This is a genomic window from Gammaproteobacteria bacterium (assembly GCA_041395445.1).
Taxonomy (GTDB): domain Bacteria; phylum Pseudomonadota; class Gammaproteobacteria; order Xanthomonadales; family Marinicellaceae; genus NORP309.
This window is the reverse complement of record JAWLAO010000006.1, coordinates 1-18,704: the sequence shown is the minus strand read 5'-3', so window position 1 is coordinate 18,704 and position 18,704 is coordinate 1. Positions and strand designations below refer to the sequence as shown.

At 37.2% G+C, this 18,704-nt stretch carries 20 protein-coding genes and 2 pseudogenes; 2 read left to right on the top strand and 20 right to left on the bottom strand.

Annotated features, from left to right (window positions below):
- Positions 1–35 precede the first annotated feature (35 nt).
- From R3F25_10340 to R3F25_10320, 5 genes are all read right to left on the bottom strand, one after another.
- Positions 36–230 (bottom strand): hypothetical protein, encoded by a 195-nt coding sequence (locus R3F25_10340; protein ID MEZ5497202.1) that lies wholly within the window; start codon positions 228–230, stop codon positions 36–38.
- Positions 227–601: a hypothetical protein gene (locus tag R3F25_10335; GenBank protein MEZ5497201.1), complete on the bottom strand. Its 375-nt coding sequence runs from the start codon at positions 599–601 to the stop codon at positions 227–229. Before R3F25_10335 ends, R3F25_10340 begins: the two co-directional genes overlap by 4 nt.
- Positions 602–1,006: 405 nt before the next feature.
- Positions 1,007–1,396 carry a hypothetical protein gene (locus R3F25_10330; GenBank protein MEZ5497200.1) on the bottom strand — a complete coding sequence of 130 codons (390 nt, stop codon included), beginning with the start codon at positions 1,394–1,396 and terminating at the stop codon, positions 1,007–1,009.
- A gap of 239 nt (positions 1,397–1,635) precedes the next feature.
- Positions 1,636–1,770: a hypothetical protein gene (locus tag R3F25_10325; protein MEZ5497199.1), complete on the bottom strand. Its 135-nt coding sequence runs from the start codon at positions 1,768–1,770 to the stop codon at positions 1,636–1,638.
- A gap of 149 nt (positions 1,771–1,919) precedes the next feature.
- Complete coding sequence (locus tag R3F25_10320; protein ID MEZ5497198.1) at positions 1,920–2,282, bottom strand: carboxypeptidase-like regulatory domain-containing protein; 363 nt, start codon at positions 2,280–2,282, stop codon at positions 1,920–1,922.
- Positions 2,283–2,544: 262 nt separating this feature from the next.
- Between R3F25_10320 and R3F25_10315 the strand changes: the two genes are divergently transcribed.
- Both R3F25_10315 and R3F25_10310 read left to right on the top strand, forming a co-directional pair.
- Positions 2,545–3,885 (top strand): alkaline phosphatase D family protein, encoded by a 1,341-nt coding sequence (locus R3F25_10315; protein ID MEZ5497197.1) that lies wholly within the window; start codon positions 2,545–2,547, stop codon positions 3,883–3,885.
- On the top strand, positions 3,875–5,410 hold the full coding sequence (locus R3F25_10310; GenBank protein MEZ5497196.1) for a histidine kinase dimerization/phospho-acceptor domain-containing protein: 1,536 nt from the start codon (positions 3,875–3,877) through the stop codon (positions 5,408–5,410). Before R3F25_10315 ends, R3F25_10310 begins: the two co-directional genes overlap by 11 nt.
- Positions 5,411–5,412: 2 nt before the next feature.
- Here the strand turns inward: R3F25_10310 and R3F25_10305 are convergent, their stop codons facing one another.
- The 15 genes and pseudogenes from R3F25_10305 to R3F25_10235 form a co-directional block, all read right to left on the bottom strand.
- Positions 5,413–5,811, bottom strand: a complete 399-nt coding sequence (locus R3F25_10305; protein ID MEZ5497195.1) for a bacteriohemerythrin — start codon at positions 5,809–5,811, stop codon at positions 5,413–5,415.
- A 63-nt stretch (positions 5,812–5,874) separates the two neighbouring features.
- Positions 5,875–6,675 carry a DNA glycosylase gene (locus tag R3F25_10300; protein ID MEZ5497194.1) on the bottom strand — a complete coding sequence of 267 codons (801 nt, stop codon included), beginning with the start codon at positions 6,673–6,675 and terminating at the stop codon, positions 5,875–5,877.
- 88 nt (positions 6,676–6,763) lie between these two features.
- Positions 6,764–7,633, bottom strand: a complete 870-nt coding sequence (locus tag R3F25_10295) for a hypothetical protein (GenBank protein MEZ5497193.1) — start codon at positions 7,631–7,633, stop codon at positions 6,764–6,766.
- Positions 7,630–8,016 (bottom strand): YbaN family protein, encoded by a 387-nt coding sequence (locus R3F25_10290; protein ID MEZ5497192.1) that lies wholly within the window; start codon positions 8,014–8,016, stop codon positions 7,630–7,632. The genes R3F25_10295 and R3F25_10290 overlap by 4 nt, the downstream gene beginning before the upstream one ends.
- Before the next feature lie 26 nt (positions 8,017–8,042).
- The gene (locus R3F25_10285; protein MEZ5497191.1) at positions 8,043–8,276 is read right to left on the bottom strand and encodes a DUF3820 family protein; all 234 of its coding nucleotides are present in this window, start codon (positions 8,274–8,276) and stop codon (positions 8,043–8,045) included.
- A gap of 83 nt (positions 8,277–8,359) precedes the next feature.
- Complete coding sequence (locus R3F25_10280) at positions 8,360–9,142, bottom strand: SDR family NAD(P)-dependent oxidoreductase (GenBank protein ID MEZ5497190.1); 783 nt, start codon at positions 9,140–9,142, stop codon at positions 8,360–8,362.
- A 251-nt stretch (positions 9,143–9,393) separates the two neighbouring features.
- A complete protein-coding gene (locus R3F25_10275) occupies positions 9,394–10,107 on the bottom strand; it encodes a TonB-dependent receptor (GenBank protein MEZ5497189.1) in 714 nt (237 codons plus the stop codon).
- A gap of 125 nt (positions 10,108–10,232) precedes the next feature.
- A pseudogene (locus R3F25_10270) lies at positions 10,233–11,526 on the bottom strand (IS3 family transposase).
- Between the two features lie 1,914 nt (positions 11,527–13,440).
- A complete protein-coding gene (locus R3F25_10265; protein MEZ5497188.1) occupies positions 13,441–13,578 on the bottom strand; it encodes a hypothetical protein in 138 nt (45 codons plus the stop codon).
- 389 nt (positions 13,579–13,967) lie between these two features.
- On the bottom strand, positions 13,968–14,207 hold the full coding sequence (locus R3F25_10260; protein ID MEZ5497187.1) for a DDE-type integrase/transposase/recombinase: 240 nt from the start codon (positions 14,205–14,207) through the stop codon (positions 13,968–13,970).
- 429 nt (positions 14,208–14,636) lie between these two features.
- Positions 14,637–14,950, bottom strand: a pseudogene (locus tag R3F25_10255) (transposase).
- A 142-nt stretch (positions 14,951–15,092) separates the two neighbouring features.
- Entirely contained in the window at positions 15,093–16,301 is a 1,209-nt protein-coding gene (gene hutI / locus R3F25_10250) for an imidazolonepropionase (protein ID MEZ5497186.1), read from the bottom strand.
- The gene (locus R3F25_10245) at positions 16,301–16,744 is read right to left on the bottom strand and encodes a thioesterase family protein (GenBank protein ID MEZ5497185.1); all 444 of its coding nucleotides are present in this window, start codon (positions 16,742–16,744) and stop codon (positions 16,301–16,303) included. Before R3F25_10245 ends, hutI begins: the two co-directional genes overlap by 1 nt.
- Entirely contained in the window at positions 16,741–17,139 is a 399-nt protein-coding gene (locus R3F25_10240) for a GFA family protein (GenBank protein MEZ5497184.1), read from the bottom strand. Before R3F25_10240 ends, R3F25_10245 begins: the two co-directional genes overlap by 4 nt.
- A 2-nt stretch (positions 17,140–17,141) precedes the next feature.
- Entirely contained in the window at positions 17,142–18,572 is a 1,431-nt protein-coding gene (locus R3F25_10235) for a M20/M25/M40 family metallo-hydrolase (protein MEZ5497183.1), read from the bottom strand.
- Positions 18,573–18,704: the final 132 nt, after the last annotated feature.

Sequence of the window (18,704 nt, the reverse complement as noted above, 5' to 3'; positions counted from 1 at the left end):
AAAGCAAATACACTCCGGCAAACCTTGGATCACTATTAGCAAGCCTGCCTGACATAATCCAGAGGATCTTCATAATAAGAAACCCTTCCATCTGCAAATACACCAGTTGGATCTCCTAGATTCTCATTTGTATAAAAAATACCATCTTTTTGTTTAGTATATTCATATTCAACTGTTGCCTGTAAACCATACCATGGTAATTCTGCATCTAAAGCAATGTTAGATTTCAAGACTGTAGGTAGTTTAAATCCTTCAGATAACAAATTAACTTCCATTTGTTGGTTACCAGTTGGTTCAATTTGACTATATCCATCAGAATATAATCTCCACTATAACCAAATATACGATAATTATTTACATTATCTCCAGGATTGGTATATGGATTAGACAACCATACATTTGGTGAACCACCTGAGAAAATACCTACACCACCACGCAATTGCATCGCATACTCATCGCTCATATCGCAATTGAAGCCTATTCTTGGTTGTAACACACCTGAATCAATAACACTATTATTAGGATAACCAAAAGCATCAAGAAAAGTTTGATTCAAAGAAGGCTCATCATCAGTTGAAGGGTTTATCCCAACGAAGTCCATACTGAACTGTTAACTTGTCATTTACTAACCAAGTATCTTGAATGAACAAACCTGTATTTCTCCAAGCCCAGTCTGCTGCTGGGTAAGGATTTGCAGGATCTGTACCAATTCTGTAACTTGGAATTCATTTATGTCTCCTTGAATATAATCATCTAAACTACTAAAAGTATAGTATCTAATGCTATGGCATTAAATACATTAAAAATATCCATATCCTGAATGTCTACACCTGCTTTAATTGTGTGATCTCCAACGAAATAGTTTCCTTCTAAATAGAAGTTATCTGTAGTTGTTGCAAGTGAGTTTGAGTGTCTATATATTTCTCTACCATAGTGAATTTGATCACGCCCAGTACCAAAACCTCAATTTCAACTGCTGCTAAATTAGACAATGGGCCATTGATACCTATTGGGTTTTATCAAATTGAGAAGTTGATAATCTTAGTTCGGTATTAAAGCTATCACTCCAGTCACTATATAAATTAATAGCATAAGTCTCTGTTTCAAAATGATTTACATACCAATGTGAACTCAAAGAATACTCATCAGAATCATAGTCAGGTAATATTGGGTTATTATCTTCATTGGTATTATACTTAAATGCCAATCTATGATTTTCATTAATAATCCAGTCTAGTTTAACTAAAAGATTTTCTTTAGTATCATCCAACTCTCCAGGTGCATTTGTTGTACCAATATCCAAACCATAAACATCTCTGGCTGCATCGATTACACTTTGAACCTCTGCTGATGATACTCTACTAAACGGGAATTTCCGTTCTTGAAGTATCTTCATAACCTATAAAAAAGAACAATTTATCTTTAATAATCGGACCGCCAAATGTTGCATAATTGTGTATTAGTAAATTCATCCAAATCTCGAGTTAATCCCTCATTACCATACTGATAATTCAAGAACCAGTAAACTCGTTTGTTCCACTCTTTGTGACACCATTGATATTTACACCAGTAAAGTTTGACAATGCCACATCATATGGAGACATTTCAACATTCAACTGTTCAATTGTGTCTAAGTTAAAGGGGTTGACCAAAACCAGCAAAACCACTCGCTTCTAAACCAAATGGATCATCTGATTTTACTCCGTCAATTGAAAATTTATTTGAGCGATTATTCACACCAGAAACCGAAAAACCACCATTTTCTCTCAAGTTAATTCTTGAATCCAACCTTAGAAATCTTGAACATCTCTAGAAATAGTTGGAGCATTTTCAAGAGTTCAGTACCAATAGCTGTACCTGAACCCATTGTGTCTGCACTGAAAATTGTTTGTGCAGCTGTACCAAATACAACCACTTCTTCAACATTTTTGATCGTCAGCTGCCAGAGTTACATTCACATCTTTGGTTTCACCCAATACGATATAAACATCTTCTTGCTTACCGCTGTTATAACCATCACTGCTGATTGATACAGTGTATGGACCACCCACACGCAAACCACGCGCTTGGTAGTTACCACTTGCATTGGTTGTCAAAGTTTTAGTTGCGCCTGTTGACTCATGTTTGACTGTCACAGTCGCACCTGAGATAGCATTTCCGCTGGAATCAGTCACAGTACCGCGAATCGCAGAAGCTGTGTCCTGAGCAAAAGAAACGCTAACAGCCAACATGCTCACTAACAGTGAAGCAACCAGCCAGTTAAATCGCTTAATATTTTTCATTTCTAAAGCACCTTTAAGTTAAGTTATTTATCAAATTATCATCCTGTAAGTTCTCACCCACAGAAACAACCGTCGTATTTTCGCATACAGTCGGGCAGTCTAAAAGTATTTTGTTAAGATTTCGTTACATTCATGGCGAAATACCCCTTACGGTTGCTAATTTGCTCGAATTATTTTATTGATGAATAACATTTGTCAATATGAAAAGTCTCTATACTCTGCTACAATTTCTGGCTTTAAACATAATTAGAAATAGCCCAAAATGAAATATTTATCAATTCTTCTTATCATAATCAGCGGAACGCTTTCCGCTGCCACTTTAAAATCCGGGCCGATGCTTGGTCACACTGCTTTGAGAGGTGCAAATATTTGGATAGAGACCAATGAGCCGACAGTTGTAAAAATCAAATACTGGCAAAAAGATGATGCTAAAAACTCATACGTTGTTTCAGCAAAAACATCCAAAGAAACTTACAATATGCATACATTTAAACTGGATAATTTGGAACCCGGATTGAGTTATGATTATCAAATTATCGTCGATGGAAAGGCTTTTCCGGAAAAAAAAGAAACTTACAGTTTTACAACTCAACAATTATGGATGTGGAGAACTGATCCGCCTGCATTTTCCGTACTGACCGGTTCTTGTAATTTTGAAAATGAAGAAGCTCATGACCGCGCAGGAACACCTTACGGCGGAGGCTATGAAATTTTTGATGCCATCGCCAAGCAAGATGCAGAAATGATGTTGTGGCTTGGCGACAATTGGTATTATCGCGAAGTTGATTTTGATGCCGAACAAAATTTAATTTATCGTGCCAGCAAGGATCACGGGCGTGATTTTCTACAGCCGATTTATCAGAAATTCTCCAACTATGCGATTTGGGATGATCATGATTTTGGACCGGATAACAGTGGTAGTTATTTCATTTTTAAAGAAAAAGCATTGGATATTTTCAAAAATATTTGGGCAAATCCCAGCTATGGCATGCCGGAAGCAGATGGAATATTTACAAAAGTCCGATACAACGATGTGGATTTTTTCCTCATGGACGGAAGATATCACAAAAGCAATGAGAATTTTCCGGATGGGCCTGAAAAACAAATGTTTGGACCGGAACAAATGCTATGGTTAAAAAACCAGCTTGTTGCGTCCAGACAACCTTTCAAAGTCATTGTTGGTGGGAGTCAAATGCTTAACGATTATCATCGTTGGGAAGGCTGGGATAAATATCGTTATGAACGTGATAGTTTTTTAAAATGGCTTGACGAAACCAAAATTGAAGGTGTTATTTTCCTCAGTGGCGATAAACATCATACAGAACTTCTTAAAATTCCTCGTGAGAATGCTTACCCTCTATACGAACTAACTTGCTCTCCATTTACAGCCGGAACTCATGAAAAATACATTGATTCAGAAAGAGAAAAGCCAATCTTAGTTCAGGATACGCTCGTCGGACAGAAAAACTTTTGCAAACTCAGTTTTGATGGTCCTCGCAAAGATAGGAACATCACCATTGAGTCTTTCGATGCCGATGGCAAAACGCTTTGGAGTAAAAAATTCAAACAAAGTGTTTTAACATACTCACAGCATGGAAATTAAACCGACACGAAACTTAAAAAACGACCTGAACAGTATCCGCTACCTCAATCTGTTCAGGTTGCTGTTGGGTGTTTTTTTTCTATTTGTTTACTTCAACAAAGCTGACAGCCTTGTCGGATTATCTTATATCCAAAAAAATAGTTTAACTCAGTTTCTTGTCGGCTTTTTCTTTATTTATTCCGTTCTGGTTTGGGTTGCATCATCGTATTTTAAGAAAAAAAACATACTCATAGGCTTGATTGCTCTGGCGATTGATTTGCCTGTAATTATTTTATTGACCCTATTATTCGATGGAGTTCATGCCGGCTGGGCAATATTGCCTGTTATTACCATTGGCTCATTTGCGATGCTCAGTCGCAGACCTTATGCCATTTTGGCAATGCCAATTGCTGCCTCGATTTTATTGTGGTCCTTATCTAAATTGCTTCTTTCAGATGTGCAAAGTTTTCCGTCATCTTCGATTCTTCTTTATTCACTCATATATTTCGCCATTGCATTAGTAGGAATCAGACAATCTCAGAATTACCACCAGACTTTACTCATCACACAAAGTCAAAAAAAGAAAATCATTGATTTATCACTGTTGAGCAAACAGGTTATCGACCAATTGCACTATGGTGTTATTGCTTTTGATAAAGATTATCAGGTTGTTCTCATTAATAACAAAGCACAGGAAATTACCAAAATTTCCCGAAAAAGTCTTTTGCCGACTTATATTATAAAAAAAATTATTGCAGCTCGTGACACTCAATCCAGAAACATGGTTATTCGGGGAGAAGATATTATTTATCATGTCGAAAGAGCCGTGGGGCAATCGGATTTGAGTTTGCTTTTTCTCGAGACACAACGACAAATCAATGAAAAATCCCAACAAAGCAATCTGGCAACGATTGGACAATTATCAGCAACTGTCGCCCATGAGTTACGAAATCCAATGGCTTCAATCTACTCAGCGGCTCAACTATTACAAGAGTCTGAAAATCTCGACGAGAGTGATAAAAGTTTAGCTGCAATCATCAGTAAACACATTGAGCGCTCCAATCAGATTATTGAAGACATCTTATTAATGTCCAAGCCCCACATTCCGCAAACTTCCAAAATTGTTTTATTTGATTTTTTAAATAAATTCAAGCAAGACTTCATCAACAAAGAACAAAAAGATAATGTTTTCGGTATCGTAATTGAACCAATCGACAAAAAGCTATCAGTTCATTTTGATAGCAATCATCTCAATCAGATTCTATGGAATCTCACAAATAATGCTATTAAGCACGGAAGCGATGGAAATGTAACCATAACTATTAGCAATTTAGCTGATTATGTTTTAATCGATGTAAAAAATAATGGCGACAAACTGGAACCTATTGTTGAAGAATCTTTGTTTATTCCTTTCTTCACAACACATACTCAAGGGACAGGATTAGGACTCTATATTTGTCGAGAAATGTGCAAATCAAACAATGCCAAGCTGGAATATCTCAGACTTGAATTCCAGCATGTTTTCAGGCTGCATATAAGTAAATAAAATTACTTTTGTGTGATTTTCGCAGTGAAAATCCTGCTTTCGTGCAAGATATGAACAAACAACCAATCATGCAACAAGGTGAAAACCTCATCTATTAAAGAGCCGTTTTGTTCAAAATCATCTTTCAATTTGAAAATATTATTGATGAATTTTTCATGAGCTTCAGCATGAATGTCTTTTTCTCTAATACTTTGTTTTTCAAGCAATTCTTCTTCGTAAGTAAAATGCGCTATCGTGTGATCAATAACCTTGTTAAATGCTTCTATCAAATCTTCTTTTTGAACGCCGGATTTATTTGATAAATCATAGAATTCATTGATTGACTCCACAATATCTTTATGTTGCTCATCAATCTCTTTGATACCTGTACTCAGCACATCTTTCCATGTTATAAATGACATTTTTATTTTTAGTATTTTTAAGATGTGGAGTCATTTTACTTGAATATATTTAAAGCAACAAAGTTAGCCCAATGATTTCCAAAGATAGAAGTTGAAATAGGACTTCCATCCTTCAAATGGTCTAAATATTTCGTCAATTGTGACAATATTTGGCTTTTTTTCAGTGCTAAAATACTTATGCAATACCGCACTTAAGCCAGTATCCCCATACGCGATGCAATTCATATTTCTTAAGCATTTCATCGCTGCGTAATTGGATGTCCACTTACCAATTCCTTTTATAGTTTGCATTTGTAAAAGTTGTTGTTCTGAGCTCTGATTCAGTAGCTTTTGCTTATCTAAAGCTCCGGAAACAAATGCTCCGGAAATATTTTTGAGATAAGATATTTTTTGTTTAGAAAGCTGCATTTCAGCCAGCATGGAACTATCAGCTGAGATAATTTTTTCAGGCTCAGGAAAACAATAGTAGGTGTTTTGGTCGTGATTAACACAATCTCCAAGTGAATGAACCAATCGTGTTTTGATTTTATGTGCAAAGGTCAAATTGATTTGCTGACCAATCACACACCAACAAAGAACTTCAAATAAATCCACAATCCCCATCAATCTCAAACCATGATACTCTTGAGAAAAATGTCTTGTTTCCGGTGTCTTTTCCAATAACCGGTAGAACTCTGATAAATCACGTTCTAAATCAAACCATTGAGTAACATAGCTAGTTAATTCCTCGTCATCAGAAACAGATAAACAATCTTTGAAAACCTTAACCACAAGTGAATCACTATAATCTGATACTTCAATCATAGCTGGCCCGGATTTTAAACGAATCAAACGAGTGATTTTATTGTCATTAACTTGATACAAGCACTCTTTGAAACCTCTATCAAGAAAATCATAGCACGCTTGAAAACTGAAAATTTCAGGCTTGGGGATTAAAATTTCAATATGAGAACTAATGAGTCTGCACCCAACTTAAAAAAGCATCGACAAACCTCTGTGGAGCACTTTCATCCAGATTAAAATATAGTGACGGTTCAATTAATTCAATCTCCATTATTTTGTAAGTTCCTTGAAAATCGACCAAGTCCACTCTTGCGTAAAGCACTTCTTCAGGAATGGTTTGTAAAGCTTTCTGACCGGCTGTCAACAATTCTTTACAAGGTTGAATGCTTTGTAAAATTCCACCATGTTCTTCCTGAACTCTGAAATCACCTTGTTTCGGCGTTTTAAGAATGCAATGGCTGTACTCGCCGGCAAAGTAAAAAAGCGAATATTCCCCATCTTCAATAATTGCCGGAACAAACGGTTGTACCATCAATTGACGATTCTTTAAACTCTGATTGAGTAGGTCTTTATACGTTAAGTAATTATCTTTCTTCAGCCAAAATGTATTATCTGAATTCGCACTGATTGTTGGTTTAATAATAATTTGATTGGTTTTAAACTTTTCAAAATATTCAGGAATTTTTTCAAACTGAAATTTTTCAAGCCAGATTGTCGGGATAATTTCAGCACCTTTACCTTCTACTTCTCTCAGGTAATTTTTATTGATATTCCATTTTGCAATGGCATAAGAATTATATAGCGGAACTCCTGATTGTTCAATATTCTTCAGGACTTGCATAAATTCATCTGCACGCTCCTGATAATCCCAAGTCGAACGAATAACCACAGCTTCATAATCCTCCCAGCTAACATTTCTCTGAGTCCATGGAATATGAAAAGTCTGCCAACCGGACTTTGAAAATGGCTCATCTAACAATTTGTCATAAATCACAAAATCATCAGGTGCATTCATTGTCAGGATAACGATTTTTCTCATGATTCTTTTAATCTCCAAATAATGGTCAGTAAAATACCCGCAATTACAACCAGCATTATCTGCAAACCGATTCTTTGATACAAAACAGCAATTGATGCCGCAAAGGTAATCGCTATGACCCATGTCGCTTTTTTCTTGGAGGATCGTGAAATGGTTTTGGTTTCTTCCCATTGACGAAGTCCGGGACCGAACCATTTATTTTCCAGTAACATTTTATGAAATCGGGGCGAACATTTGGAAAATATTCCCAAAGCAATGATTAAAAAAACTGTTGTCGGCATCAAAGGTAACACAGCTCCGATAGCACCAAGCAGGACGAAAAACCATCCCAAAGCAATCATCAGTTTTTGTCTTAAACCCTTATTCATTGTTTTATTATCCATAATTTCTTACGAACACACAAAGAATATCAATCCCTTTCAAAATACTTCACAAAAAGATGTTTAAGAGCATTGTGATCCAATTCAAAAACTAACGCTAATTGTCGCCCTAATTTGTTACTTGGAAATCCTTGCCGGTTAAACCAAGCCAGATAATGTCCGGGAAGCTGATAAAGCCTGTGACCTTTGTATTTGCCATAGGGCATAATTTGATTAAGAGCAGCTATAAATTCCTGCTTTTGTTCAATACTGAAGTAACTCACTTAACCTTGAATTTGATAAACTCAAGTATGATAACGAGAAAGATAGTTTCAGTGAACTAACAACTGAAAAAATATCAGATTATTTACTTGCAGACTCCACGTTGAATCTGACCTCCACTCACTTCAATATTTGTTGCATTGATTGCCTTGTTTTTCCAGATAAACCAAAGAGTCTCTACGATTTCTTCTCTAGTAATTAATCTCTTTGCGGCAATGTCATCAATGATTGCCTGTTTAATTTCCGGTCTTATTTTATCAAGAATAGGTGTTTCAACATAACCCGGTGAAATACTCACAACTCTAATATTGTTGATATTTTGCTTATGAAATTCACCAACAAGAATTTTAGGCCATTGTGCCAATGCGTGCTTTGTGGAACAGTAATTCAACTGACCCAATTGTCCGGTGTGATTAATTGATGAAACCAAATAAATCACTCCTTCTGAGTTATTATTTATCATACGAATTGCTGCTTGCTGAATCGTATTGAATGTTCCGGTCAAATTGACATCAACCACTTTTCGGAACTGTTCTTCAGACATACAGCTTTTAACTTTATTAGTCTCTCTATCTACTTTGATGAATAGAGAATCACTGACAATGCCTGCCGCCGGCAGTACGGCATTGATAGAACCAAAGGTTCTTATACATTCATCCATTGCATTAGAAACATCTTGAGAGTTGGTAATATCGCAATGTTTTGTTTTTAAACTGTCAATATATGCAATTTGTGAAGATTCCAGTTCTTCAAGTAGCACTTGGTTATTATCAAGAACAAAAACATTGAATCCTTTAGTTAGAAATTTTTTCACCGCGGCCAAGCCTATTCCGCTTGCTCCGCCACTTATAACGATTGTATTTTTCATATTTCAATCTGTTTCATTAAATCCAAAAAAAGAACCAGCAATCTAAAATCGAGAAAGATTGCTGGCTAAATATACTCAAAAAAGAGTCGAGACTTAAATTAATTATTTGAAGTTATAACTAAAACTGGCAATAAACTGCCTTGGGTTTCCGTAGAAAGCTGATTTAACACCCTCCAAACCCAAAGTTGGAAAGTCGTAAGATGCTACTTTATATTCTTTATCTGTCAGATTTTTACCATGAAGACCGATTTCTATTTTCCACTTTCTTCAGTCCAAATCAGACTGGAGTCAACCAATGAATATGCTTTCTGATCAAGCAAAGGATCAGGAATCTCAAATTGATAAACATCATCCTGATAGGCAATACTACCAGTCCAAACCAATGTTCCTGACTTACTGAACAAAGACATGTCCCATTCGTTTCTTAAACTGAGACTCGCAGTCCACTCAGGAGTATTTTGGAAAACGCGATCATCGGAAACATCAGTTCCATTAACCATCCATTCAACATAATCGGCATTGATATATCCCAAAGAAAAATTTGCTGACATCGAATCAGATAACTGAGCGACAGACTCTAACTCTGCTCCCCAGATATCGGCCTTACCGGCGTTTGTTGTCGTTCCTGCAAAACTATCGTTGACTCCATCATTATCTGTATCAATTGGAATTGAACCGGGAATTTGGACATTGGTGAAATCCATAAAGAACAAGGCAAAATTGGTAGAAACTCGACCATCCTTCCACACAGATTTTGCACCAAATTCAAGTGAAGAAACTTCTTCTGGTTCATATCCGCGTTGGACTTCAGGATACTGATAAGCTCCCCTTGGATCAAATCCTCCGCCTTTAAATCCTTCACTATAGGTCGCATAAAAATTATGCTCATCCACCGGAGAATAACTGATACCGGCACGCATAGTAAACGCATTATCCTTGCGACTTCCTGTAAAAGTTGGGACCAAACCCTCGACAGGTACTGTAATTGATAATGCGCTACTATTTCCAAAATATGGAGAACCTCTGCCAAGAAAAGACTCACGTGTTACCTGTACGTCATCAAATCATTTTAGACCACGGCCCTCATAAATTAAGAGACACTTTGATTCATTTTGTTTAAGCTATCATAATGTAATTTTCGCCTCAAGGCGATTGTATTCTGTTTAATTAATTTTCTCTGCTCAGTATCTGCTGTCCTCTGCCATAATAGACATCAGCTGGTGTTAAGTTGTCCAGAGACTCATGATACCTCTGGTAGTTATAATAGCTGACAAAGCGATGAAGCTGCTCTTTGAGATCACCCGGCATGTAATAATTGTCCAACAATATCTGGTTCTTCATTGACCTGTGCCACCGTTCAATCTTGCCCTGTGTTTGAGGATGATAAGGACGGCCACGAGTGGAGACATTCGTTCTTGTTGTAAATAATCAGCCAACTGGACCGGATATGTAGCATGGGCCATTATCACTGAGCAGTCTCGGTTTATGATCCACATGAGCCCGATTCAGCCGGTAAATGCCAAAGCATCATCTAGTGTATCTGTAACATCTGATGCACTCATGGTTGTGCATAATCGCCATGATATAATGAACCTCGAATAATCATCCAGCACAGTGACAGGGTAGCACTAACCCCAACCAATGATTTTAAAATAGGTAAAGTCTGTTTGCCAAAGCTCATTAACTCTTGTGCTGGGTTGTTGGAATTTATCTCTGACCTGCATAAGAATATAAGCAGGGATGTAATCAGATCCTGAGACTTCAAAAGCCTGTACATGCTTGATTCTGAAACATACTCTTTTTGTTTCAGTGTATTTAACAGCCAGTTCTCTGGGAGAAAGTTCTGTCTCATTCAGAGCCATTTCAAGCATGGCTTGTTGATGCTCTTGGCTAATTTTGTTCAATGTGCTCTTGTTTAGCAGGTTTGTCAGACAAACCTGCTAAACCGTCAGTCTCATCTTTTGAGCCAACCATAAAAGTGACCGATTTATTGATAATCGATCTAATGTTTGGCGAACCGAAAGGTCTGAGTTCTGAACTAACTGTATGAGCTCATTTCTCTGAAGCTGAAAACCTCATATATCGTCTCCAGAGTTCCCAATCATGCTTTTTTAGCAATCGGTTCTCCAAAATGGTTTCTCCAAGGCTTCTTTCAGTGTTTGTGCTTCGGCACGCAGAGTTTGACTTCATCTGTACTGGCTTCACGAACAGTATCACCGGCAAGGCGTTTCTTACCTGCTTCCAGAAAGTCTTTGACCAGCGATAATACAGATTGGCGTTAATGCCTTCAGCAAGATAACGTTATAGTGTCCGCCACGTAAGCCTTCAATGACTATCCGGATTTTGTCTTCTGCCGAGAAGCGTCTGCGTGTATTGCGACGAATGCCTCTAACGGTTTTTTCGCTTCTTTCTTTTTCGTTTTCTCCTGTGTTTAGAGTTTACAATGAACCAAAACTATCTCTTAGTAATTTGGGCTAAATGGTCCACATAGTGCTGACGGGATACATGTGTAATAAACCCCAGGTTTTGAATGATTTAAGGTTTTTTCTTTGGTGATTATTTTTTTAAATGCATTTTGAGAAAATGGTTCAATAACTGAGGAAAACGTGCCATACCTTCATATTTGCAATGCTTTACAGACACAACCTAAAATTTTAACTGATTTGGGTTTTGAATACAGAATGTAAGTTCATCATTAGTTCCAAACATTACAAATGAAACTATTTCTTGATGGATCGTTGTCAAGGTTGTACGATTAGTGTGTTTTGGTTGTAGTTAGATGGATCATATACGAGCATTAAATTCATTAAGAGGCTTGCGGCAATGGTTGTTGTCATTGCTCATTATGAACGCTCAATTAATGCCTTTGAGGATTTTCAGGAAGAGGTTCAGGGTAAATCGGTGTAATGATATTTTTTGTCTTAAGTGATTCTTAATGTCATATCTCTATTACAAGAAAACTTTAATAAAACTCAATTATATAAATACTTTGTCGCACGATTAGCAAGAGTTGCACCATTATTTATTGTAGTCGTGGTATCCTATTTTTCCAGATCACAAATATTAAAGGTGTTTTTTATAATATATCCAGTTTAGAGGAAGTCGCATCACATGTACTACTGCTTAGTGGAAAGTCTGTTTTATGGACTATTCCTCCGGAAATACACTTTTATATTTTATTTGTTTTTTTATGGTGTGTATATTCAAAATCACCAAAGCTGATGTTGGTGATAATTGCAGCTTTTGTATTTCTAAATTATCTAGACTATCCGGTCATAAGTGGAGAACGAGCTGGGTCTACTAATTGATTTCAGGTTGCCAAAGCTATTATCATATTTTCTTTTAGGTGTTCTCATTGGAGCGATTTATAACAGTTGGCACACCTCTGAAAAAATAAAAGCAATTATTATGCTGTTATACTAGTTATTATTCCTTTACTTTACCCCAAAGTTTTTACTGCTGTTTTTGGCTTTACTCATGAAATGTGGAAAGATCTTATTGTATTATTTGGGCTGGGAATAATGTTTGTTTCAATTCTTTTCTTAATTCCTGCTCGCAATTTTATATTATCCAATAAATTAGGAGACTTTCTTGGAAAAATTTCATATTCATTGTATTTGTTACATTTACCGACTCGTAAGCTGTTGCAAGAACACGCTGTAAATGCACCGGTTTTCTTTTTTGTTATATATATTTTGTCATCAATAATGATAGCTTACTTATCCTACTTGATAATAGAAAATCCCTTAAGAAAAGCTATTCGGAAAAAGCTAAAAATTAACTAAAGAATATTGTGAAAAGGGCTAAAACGATAATTGTTTTGGAGCTCAATAAGTAATTCGGAATTAATAATACCGCTTGACCCTTGCAGTCTCCAAGAGTTTTCAAGGCCTGTTATTCTTAAGTGGGTTAAAAACTTTCCTTGTTTTAGTTTTTTGAAGCTGTACGTCGTCAAATCATTTTGGACCACAGCCCTCATAAATTAAGAGACACTTTGATTCATTTTGTTTAAGTTATCATAATGTAATTTTCGCCTCAAGGCGATTGTATTCTGTTTAATTAATTTTTCTGTTTCAGTATCTGGTCCTCTGCCATAATAGACATCAGCTGGGTTAAGTTGTCCAGAGACTCATGATCTCTGGTAGTTATAATAGCTGACAGCGATGAAGTCTCTTGAGATCACCCGCATGTAATAATTGTCCAACAATATCTGGTTCTTCATTGACCTGTGCCACCGTTCAATCTTGCCCTGTGTTTGAGGATGATAAGGACGGCCACGAGTGTGAGACATCGTTCTGTTAAATAATCAGCCAACTGACCGGATATGTAGCATGGGCTATTATCACTGAGCAGTCTGGCTTATGATCCACATGAGCCTGATCGCCGGTAAATGCCAAAGCATCATCTAGTGTATCTGTAACATCTGATGCACTCATGGTTGCATAATCGCCATGATATAATTACGTCGTCAAATCATTTTGGACCACCGCCTCATAAATTAAGAGACACTTTGATTCATTTTGTTTAAGTTATCATAATGTAATTTTCGCCTCAAGGCGATTGTGTTCTGTTTAATTAATTTTTCTGTTTCAGTATCTGCTGTCCTCTGCCATAATAGACATCAGCTGGTGTTGTTGTCCAGAGACTCATGATACCTCTGGTGTTATAATAGCTGACAAAGGGATGAAGTGCTCTTTGAGATCACCCGGCATAATTGTCCAACAATATTGGTCTTCATTGACCTGTGCCACCGTTCAATCTGCCCTGTGTTTGTGGATGATAAGGACGGCCACGAGTGTGAGACATTCGTTCTTGTTGTAAATAATCAGCCAACGGACGGATATGTAGCATGGGCCATTATACTGAGCAGTCTCGGTTTATGATCCACATGAGCCTGATTTAAGCCGCTAAATGCCAAAGCATCATCCAGGGTATCAGTGACATCAGATGCGTTCATAGTTGTACACAATCGCCATGATATAATGAACCTCGAATAATCATCCAGCACAGTGGACAGGTAGTACCAACCCCAACCAATGATTTTAAAATAGAAGTCGTTTGCCAAAGCTCATTAACTCTTGTGCTGGGTTGTTGGAATTTATCTCTGACCTGCATAAGAATATAACAGGATGTAATCAGATCCTGAGACTTCAAAAGCCTGTACATGCTTGATTCTGAAACATAATACTCTTTTGTTTCAGTGTATTTAACAGCCAGTTCTTGGGAGAAAGTTCGTCTATTAGAGCCATTTCAAGCATGGCTTGTTGATGCTCTTGGCTAATTTTGTTCCAAATGCTCAAGTTTAGCAGTTTGTCAGACAAACCTGCTAAACCGTCAGTCTCATATCTTTTGAGCCAACCATAAAAGTGGACCGATTTATTGATAATCGATCTAATGTTTGCGAACCGAAAGGTCTGAGTTCTGAACTAACTGTATGAGTCATATTTCTGAAGCTGAAAACTCATATATCGTCTCCAGAGTTCCCAATCATGCTTTTTAGCAATCGGTTCTCCAAAATGGTTTCTGCCAAGGCTTCTTTCAGTGTTTGTGCTTCGGCACGCAGAGTTTTACTTCATCTGTACTGGCTTCACGAACAGTATCACCGGCAAGGCGTTTCTTACCTGCTTCCAGAAAGTCTTTGGACCAGCGATAATACAGATTGGCGTTAATGCCTTCAGATAAGGCTGTTATAAGTGTTTCGCCACGTAAGCCTTCAATGACTATCCGAATTTTGTCTTCTGCTGAGAAATGTCTGCGTGTATTGCGACGAATGTCTCTAACGGTTTTTTCTGCTTCTTTCTTTTTCATTGTTTTCTCCCGTGTTTAGAGTTTACAATGAACCGAAATTATCTCTTAGTAATTTGGGCTAAATGGTCCACATAGTGCTGACGGGATACAATCACTTGTCTGTATAGTTGTAATTTCCAAAAGGAAAAAAATCTAATGCTGCTTATTTAATAATTCGTTTAATGCGATTCATTCCTTGCCAATAACATAAATCAGCCGGATTTTGACAGTTCCAGAGGACTAAATTGGCTTTTTTCCCAACTTCGATACTACCGACTTCATCTTCGATTCCAAGCGCCATTGCTGCATGAATAGTCACTCCAGCCAACACTTCAACCGGTGTTAATGAGAACTCTACACAGGCTTTATTCATAGTCGTTAGCAGAGAGCTGCTTGGGGCTGTTCCCGGATTGCAATCCGTCGATACTGCCATTGGAACATTATACTTTCGGAAATCTTCAATCGGTGGTAACTTTGTTTCTTTCAGGATATAAAAGGCATAAGGAAGCAATACCGCTACAGTTCCTGATTTAGACATTGCTTTCACACTTTTGCTATTGGTGTATTCCACATGATCCGCGGATAAGCCAGAAAATTCGGCAACCAAAGCGGCGCCGTTTAAATCGCTGAGTTGGTCGGCATGGAGTTTTACAGGTAGTCCCCAACGAACTGCGGCATCGAAGACTTTCTTTGTCTGTTCATAACTAAAGCCAATACCTTCACAAAAAGCATCCACACAGTCGGCTAGTTTCAGCGATGCCACTTTGGGAATGATTTCTGAACAAATCAAATCAATATAGCCATCAGCATTTCCTTTATATTCTGACGGAACTGCATGAGCTGCCAGAAGTGTGGTTTTAACCTGAACCTGAAAATCTTCGCCGAGTTTTTTTGCCACTTGAAGCATTTTTATTTCAGAATCAAGATTTAATCCATATCCGGATTTGATTTCGATAGTTGTTACACCTTCATTCAATAATGCCTGAAATCTGGGAAATGATTGCTGATACAATTCTTCAAATGAGGATTCCCGAGTGGATTTTACGGTTGAAAGAATACCTCCACCTTGCTGAGCAATTTCTTCGTAACTCACTCCATTAAGTCTTTGCTCGAATTCATCAGAGCGGTTGCCGGTAAAAACCAGATGCGTGTGGCAATCTATCAATCCGGGAGTTAATAAATTCCCATGAGCATTAATGACTTCTTTTGCCAGCTCATCAGGTAATTTATTCAGGGATTTTGACGAGCCAACCCATTGAATTTCTCCACTTGCAATTGCAACTGCTCCATTTTCAATCATTCCATAGGAGTTCGCTCCATCACTCATGGTTGCCAGTTTGGCATTGATAATTAATATATCCCACTTAAACATTAGTCAATATCTGTATTTTGCATTGCAGCGATTTTTGCCAGAAATTTTTCAGGAACTTTAACTTTCTCATGCGTGGTATAATCAAGCATAACGATTCTGCCGGTTCCGATGGAAGTCACTCTAGAGTGCTTTTCACTATAAACAGCATATTCCATCAAAAATCCAAACTCTTGATTTTCTATAACTCTCGCACCAACTTTAATAGTATCGGGATAAGTCAAAGGAAACTTATAACGACAGCTAGTTTCAGCTAGAATTGGAGCGACTTTATCCGGTTTCATCTCCATATCACCAATTTGCTCAAAGAAAGCTATTCTTGCCGATTCAAAATAACGGAAATACATGATGTTATTCACATGATTGAAAGCATCCATATCTCCCCATTGAACTTTTAAATCAATAATAACGGGGTATTTTTTTTCAAAATTTTTTAAGTGATTCATTTCCAGATTTTCTTTATTTCATCATCAATCGGCATCCAGTCAACGTGGGTACTGAAGTAAGCATTTGCTTGTGGCTTTTTATCCAACTCTGTATCAAAATTTGCCAAGGTAATATGCATTTCATCCGGCCATTGTTGCGATTGAAATAAAAAATTACTTCCACACATTGAACAACTTCCTCTTTGTGCTTCTTTAGATGAATGATACCAGGTTATTAAATCTGCACCCTTGGTAAATCGAATATTTTTATTCTCAACACCAACCCATGTCACATAACCGGCGCCATGAAATTTACGGCACATGGAGCAATGACAATGTGCCACCCATTTAGTAGGGAGCTTTATTTCAAAACGAACTTTTTTACACAGACAACTACCTTTGGCCAACTGATTCATAATTATTTGTGATTATAACCAAAATTTCCTTTGTATTCTGCTGCCAATGAAACAAAAACAATCCATGCTGCGACATTTTGTGCCATCTCTTCAGGAGCAATTTTGTCAAATGTATCATCAGCTGTATGGTGCAAATCAAAATAGTTTGTTCCATCTTGTCTCAATCCCATTGTAGCAATTCCATTTTTCTTTAACGGAATAATATCCGGGCCATATTTGCCGGTGTTGCCTTCATATATAATTCCAAGCGGTTCTAGCAACTTTGCCATTATTTTAACAACCGCGAGAGAATCTACTGAGACTCCGGAAGATAATGCATAAATCGGTGCTGCTCCAAAGTCGGATTCAGCAGCTATTATATGGTTTTGCATATCATTTTCATGTGCCTGCGCGTAGGCTTTGGCTCCATCCAATCCATATTCTTCATTCGCCCACAAAACCACTCTGATTGTTCGGTATGGTTTAATTCCTGCATCTTTAATTAGCTTGGCTGTTGCCATTGTTATGGCACAACCTGAAGCATCATCAATGGCGCCTGTTCCTAAATCCCAGGAATCTAGATGTCCGCCAATGACAACAACCTCTTCCGGTTTTTCTCTACCTGTAATTTCACCAATCACATTTTGCGATGTGTACTCTTCACCCCAATGAGATAATAATGTCATTTTTATCTTTATTGGCTTATTCCGTTTTAACATGTTTACCAATAAATCTGCATCCGGATTTGAAATCGCACCTGCGGGTACCAATTCATGCTCCGTTAAATTATGAATTTCACCAGTTAATTCGTCAGTTATTGAAGCCATCATTGCACCGGTATGAGGGTTTCTTGAATGATAATCAGTACCTATGGAGCGAATAATTGTTCCAACTCCGCCTTTTTGTGCTGTCACATAGGCTGATTTATAACGAGCTGTATTTGCTTTGCCATACCCACTGCCATCTTTATGTCTTTCCATTCTATTACTGATAAAAACAATTTTATCTTTGACTTTTGAATCTTCCGCTTTTTCTAAGTCTTCAAACGTTAGGAAATGAACAATTTCAGCAGTAATTCCTTCATCCGGTGTTGGGAAAGACCGACCCAGTGCTGTGATTTTCAATGGTTGAGGAAACGGAGAAACGACTTCAGCTAGTTCTAATCCCCTAACCCATCTTTTGAATGTAACCGGTTCGGTATAAACTTTATCAAAACCGAGTTCTTTAAATTTATTAACAGCCCAATTAACCCCTTTTCTATCATTCAAACTACCGCCTAGTCTGTGACCCACTTCAGTCGTTAAGGACTCAGTAAGGTTATATGCAGTATTATCTGTTTTTGCAAAATCTCGTAATTGCTCAACTTTCTTAATATAGTCTTGAGTAAATAAATCTTCGCTAAAACTTATAGTTGAAGTAAAAATGAATATTAGAGTAAATATAAATTTGGACATTAATTTCACTGAATTTTTGGTACAGTGATTATCTAACAAAATAAGAATGATGTATAGAAAGAACTACAAAATTATGTTTTGATAAATTCCACACATAAAAAAAGCCCCTGTACGAAGTACAGAGGCTTTGGT